Origin of the sequence: Luteimonas sp. 8-5 (assembly GCF_029763755.1) — a bacterium.
In the GTDB taxonomy this organism is placed as follows: Bacteria; Pseudomonadota; Gammaproteobacteria; order Xanthomonadales; family Xanthomonadaceae; genus Cognatiluteimonas.
The window spans coordinates 1-5,057 of sequence record NZ_JARUVM010000132.1 but is presented as its reverse complement, the minus strand read 5'-3'; the positions used below and the strand labels follow the sequence as shown (position 1 = coordinate 5,057).

Below are 5,057 nucleotides of genomic sequence, written 5' to 3'. Positions count from 1 at the left end.
TCCTCATGGTGATGCAACGGCGCTGACGCATGGACCGCCCGACGTCGATGCGCGGAGTCGACCTGCATGGCGCCTTGACGGTATTGCCGGGCGGCGCCACCGGCCTGCCGTTGCCGTTGCGCGAAGGACGCATCGGCCCGGCGCCACGCCGCGGCGCCGCGCGCATCGACCTGGGCGGCGCGACGATCGTCCCGGGCCTGGTCAATGCCCACGACCACCTGCATGTGAACGCGATTCCGCCGCTGGCGCGAGGCGAACCGTTCGCCAGCAGCTACGAGTGGATCGAGGCATTCAAGCTGCATTTCGGCGATCCTGCAGTGGCTGCGGCGCTGGCCGTATCCAAACGGGTGCGGCTGTACCACGGCGCCCTGAAGAACCTGCTCGCCGGAACGACCTGCGTGGCGCACCACGACCCCTGGGACACCGATTTCGGCGCACCGGATTTTCCGGTATCCGTGCTGCGCGACCAGGGCTGGAGCTATGCACTCGGCTGGCCCGGGTACGGGCCGGACCCGCGGCAAAGTTTTTCCGAAACGCCTTGCGGCCATCCATGGATCATCCACCTTGCCGAGGGCACGGATGCCGCCTCGCGGGCGGAACTGGCCAGGCTCGAGGCGCTGGAATGCCTGGCGTCCAACACCGTGCTGGTGCACGGGGTCGGGCTGTCGGCGCACGACATCGAGCGCGTGATCGCGCGCGGCGCGGCCGTGGTGTGGTGCCCGTCGAGCAATCGCGCGCTGCTCGGTGCAACCCTGGACCCGCAACGGCTGCTCGCCGCCGGCAGGCTCGCACTTGGGACCGACTCGCGGCTCAGTGGCGCGCGCGACCTGCTCGAAGAGATGCGCGGCATCCTCGCCGACGGCGTGCTGGATCCGATGCAGTTGCTCGAGCTTGCGACCACCGCCGCCGCGCGCATCCTGCGCCTTTCCGATCGGGGCGCACTGCTGCCCGGCCATCGCGCCGACCTGCTCGTCGTGGCGGACGATCGCGGCACCGGCGCCGGCGCGCTTGCAGGCACTCGCCGGAGCGAGTTGCGCGCCGTGGTGCGCGACGGCATGCCCTGCATCACCGACCCCGACCTCGGCGACTGGTTCGGGCTCGCCGGCGTCGACGCCGTGCCGGTGACGCTCGATGGCCGGCCCAAGCTGCTCGCCAGCTGGCTGGCGGATCCCGAGGTGCTTGCGCTGGAACCCGGGCTGGCGCTTGTCGAAGAGATGCGCCAGCCGGCTTGCGCGACGGGAAGCGGCTGATGACCATCGCTGCACCGACGGCCACGCTGCTGGACCCGGCCCAGGCCTATGCCCTGTGGGCCGAAAGCTATCCGCCCCACGCCCACAATCCGGTCATGCTGGCCGAAGAGCGCGCCATGCTCGCGCTGTTGCCTGCATCGCTGCACGGACTGGCGGTACTCGACGCAGGATGCGGCAGCGGGCGTTACCTGCTGCACGCCCTGGCCCGCGGCGCCAGGCATGTCACCGGCGTCGACCTGTCGGCGCCAATGCTGGCCCGCGCCGCCGCCGCGGTCGGCGAGGCCGGCAACGCTGGCCGGGTCACGCTGGTCCAGGGAAACCTCGACGCGCTGCCGATGCCGGGCGGGGGCGCCGACCTCAGCCTGTGCGGTCTTGCCATCGGACACCTTCCTGACCTGCGTCGCTGCCTTGCCGAGTTGTGCCGCGTGACCCGGCCGGGCGCGCGCCTGCTTTGCAGCGATTTCCATCCGATCGGACCGGCACTGGGCTGGGCCCGCAGTTTCAGGTCCGGCGGAACCGCGTATGCGGTCAGGCATGCGCAACACCTGTACGGACACTGGCACGACGCCTGCAAGGCCGTGGGCCTGGAGATCGAGGACGTGCGCGAACCGATGCTGGATCCCGCCGACATCGCACCGGGCGCGCACTTCGATCCGTTGGCGCTCCAGGTGCCGGTCGCCCTGGTACTGGCACTGCGGCGCGTGCCCCATGCAAACCGACGTAGAGGCCGCTGAATGTCACCGACACCCCGCATCCTGCTGGTCAACCCGACCATCACCTCGCGACGCAGCGCCCGCTTCCCCCTGGCCCTGCTGCATCTGGCCGCAGCGATCGAGCGCAGTGGCGCGGGCGACTGCAGCATCGTCGACGGCAACGTCGACCGCGACTTCGTCGACCGGACCCTGCGGATGCTCGACCGCGGTCGCTACGACATGGTCGGCGTCACCGTCATGGGCGGACCGCAGTTGGCACCGGCGATGGCCGTCTCGCGCGCGGTGCGCGAACGCCACCCCGATCTCCCCGTCGCATGGGGCGGCTACTTCCCGACGCTGAATACCGCCGCTGCGATCGCTTCGCCCGACGTCGACTACGCGATCCGCGGGCCGGGCGACGAAAGCCTCCCGGCACTGCTTGCCGCCTTGCATGGCGGCGCACCCGCACTGGAGCGCATCGCCGGCCTGTCATGGAAGCGCGACGGGCGGATCGTGCACAACCCCTCGCGTGGCAGTCCCGTTCCCGACGACGGACAACGGCTGCCCTACGAAAAGCTGGGCGATCCGCGGCGATACCTGGCGCGGACCTATCTCGGGCGGCGCACGGTTGCCCACCAGGCGGCGACCGGATGCCGATTCCGTTGCACCTTCTGCGGCGTGGCGGCCATGTACGGCGGCGCGACCCACCTGTCGTCCGCCGAGCGTCTCGACCGCGACCTCGCCTACTTCCGGCACGAACTCGGCGCCGACTCGGTGCAGTACTTCGACAACAACTTCTTCGACCGCGAGCGGGACATGGTGCCGCTGCTGGAGGTCATGGCGGAGCATGCGATGCCGTGGTGGTGTTTCGCCCGCGCGGACGCCCTGCTGAACCTCTCCGAACGCACCTGGTCGCTGGTGCGCAGGAGCCGCCTGCGGATGGCGTACATCGGCGCCGAATCGCCCAACGGCGCCATGCTCAAGGAAATCCGCAAGGGCACGCGCCCGGACCAGACCGTGGAAGCGGTCAAGCTGTGCCAGCGCCATGGCGTGATCCCGGAACTGTCGTTCATGGTCGCGCCGCCGGAGAACACGGAAGAGGAAACCGAACGCACCTTCGAGTTCATCCGCGAGCTGAAGCGGATCAATCCCGAAACCGAGATCGTGGTGTACGTCTACACCCCGTTGCCGGACGCCAGCCGTCACGAATCCGATCGCCGGCGGCGGCCGCCGGTGGCGGTGCACGACCTGGACGGCAATCCCGTGGTGTTCCCGACCACCGTGGAGGAATGGGCGCAACCACGCTGGGTCGACTACGCCTGCCACGCCGACGCGCCGTGGCTCGACGACAGGCTGCGCCGGCGCATCCACGACTTCGTCACCGTGTTGCGTTGCCGCTACCCGACCGTGCAGGACCTGCGCTCCCCCACCTGGGCCAAACGCGGGCTGCGCGCGATGGCAGGCTGGCGCTACCGCCTGGGCCGCTACGACCGCCCATGGGAACTGGAGCTGGCCAACCGGCTGGTGCGCCTGCGCATGCCGCAGGTGTCGGGCCTGTAGCCTTGCATGTCGTCCAGGCCAACCTGCTGCCGGTGCCGGAGGGACGCGCGCACGCGGACATCCTGGAACAGTGGCACTCGCTGGTGGACATCGCCGAGATCGCCGCCGGGAGCGGCGTGCGCGTCACCGTCGTGCAGGCGGCGGCGCGCGACCAGTCGATGATGCGCAATGGCATCGAGTACCGCTTCGTGGACGTGGCCGGGTTGTCGTCGCCGGCGCGACGAAGCCGCCGCATCGCAGACGAACTCACGACTATCGGCGCCGACTGCCTGCACGTGCATGGATTGGCCTTCGCCGCCGACGTGCTGGCGCTGTGCCGCCGGCTGCCCGGGTTGCCCATCCTTTGCCAGGACCATGCCGATCGCCCGCCGCGTTGGTCGCGATGGCTGTCGTGGAGGCGGTGCTATGCGGAGATCCCTGCCGTATCCTTCACCGCCGCCGGACTGGCGCGCCCCTTCCGCAATGCGGGCGTCTTCGGCAGGCAACTCGAAGTCTTCGCGATCCCCGAGTCCAGCAGCCGCTTCAGGCCCGGGGATCGTGGGCAGGCGCGCGCCCTGACCGGCCTCCATGGGGATCCGTGCGTGCTCTGGATCGGCCACCTGGATCCCGGCAAGGATCCATTGGCGGTGATCGACGGCGTCGCCGCGGCCGCGTCGCGGCTGCCCGGCCTGCAACTGTGGATGGTGTTCGGCACGTCCGCGCTGCTGGAACAGGTCCAGGATCGGATCCGGGCATATCCGCACCTGGCCGGTCGCGTGCACCTGCCCGGCAAGGTGCCACACGCACGCGTCGAGACTTTGCTGCAGGCCGCCGACGTCTTCGTCTCCGGCAGCCATTCGGAAAGCTGCGGCTATGCGCTGCTGGAAGCAATGGCCTGCGACACGATGCCCGTCGTCACCGATATCGCCGCATTCCGTGCGCTTGCCGGCGATGGCACGGTCGGTCGACTCTGGCCGTGCGGTAGGCCAGCGCGCCTGGCCGAAGCACTGGTCGACGCGTGGACGCGCCGCGCCCCACCCGGTCGCGTACGCGCCCACTTCGACGCTGAATTGTCGTTCGCTGCTGTCGGGAGGCTCTGGGCGCGCGCCTACCAACGCCTGGCCGCGGGCGGTGCGCGGAGCACACGATGAAGATCGCCCTGGTGGTACCCGGCGGCGTCGATCGCAGCGGCGAGCACCGCGTGATCCCGGCGTTGCTCGCCCTGCTGGCGCGCCTGTCGCGATACCACGAAGTACACGTGTTCGCGCTGCATCAGGAAGCGCGCCCGGGCCGATGGCGGCTGGCCGGCGCGCACATCCACAATGTCGGCCACGGCTGGACGCGCCTGCGCGCCATCGGCGCGATCCGGTCGGAGCACCGGCGGGCGCCGTTCGATCGGATCCATGCAATCTTCTCCGGCTCTTGCAGCCTGGTCGCCGTCATCGCGGCGCGACTGCTGCGCGTGCGCAGCCTGGTCCACGTCGCCGGCGGCGAACTGGTTGCGATGCCCGGGATCGGCTACGGCGGCCGCCGCCGCTGGACCGGCCGGCTGCGCGAAGCGCTGGTGCTGCGAGCA

Annotated in this window: 4 protein-coding genes and 1 pseudogene; all 5 read left to right on the top strand. The window is 70.3% G+C overall.

Features of this window, described 5'->3' with window-relative positions; genetic code table 11:
* The first annotated feature begins 29 nt into the window (after nt 1-29).
* Complete coding sequence (locus QAA18_RS11745) at nt 30-1,250, top strand: amidohydrolase family protein (RefSeq protein ID WP_279413160.1); 1,221 nt, start codon at nt 30-32, stop codon at nt 1,248-1,250.
* Nucleotides 1,250-1,984: a class I SAM-dependent methyltransferase gene (locus tag QAA18_RS11740; protein ID WP_279413159.1), complete on the top strand. Its 735-nt coding sequence runs from the start codon at nt 1,250-1,252 to the stop codon at nt 1,982-1,984. Before QAA18_RS11745 ends, QAA18_RS11740 begins: the two co-directional genes overlap by 1 nt.
* The gene (locus tag QAA18_RS11735) at nt 1,985-3,502 is read left to right on the top strand and encodes a radical SAM protein (RefSeq protein WP_279413157.1); all 1,518 of its coding nucleotides are present in this window, start codon (nt 1,985-1,987) and stop codon (nt 3,500-3,502) included.
* A complete protein-coding gene (locus tag QAA18_RS11730) occupies nt 3,439-4,632 on the top strand; it encodes a glycosyltransferase family 4 protein (protein ID WP_279413156.1) in 1,194 nt (397 codons plus the stop codon). Before QAA18_RS11735 ends, QAA18_RS11730 begins: the two co-directional genes overlap by 64 nt.
* Nucleotides 4,629-5,057, top strand: a pseudogene (locus tag QAA18_RS11725) (glycosyltransferase family 1 protein); the annotation flags it as partial. The gene QAA18_RS11730 and the pseudogene QAA18_RS11725, both read left to right, overlap by 4 nt.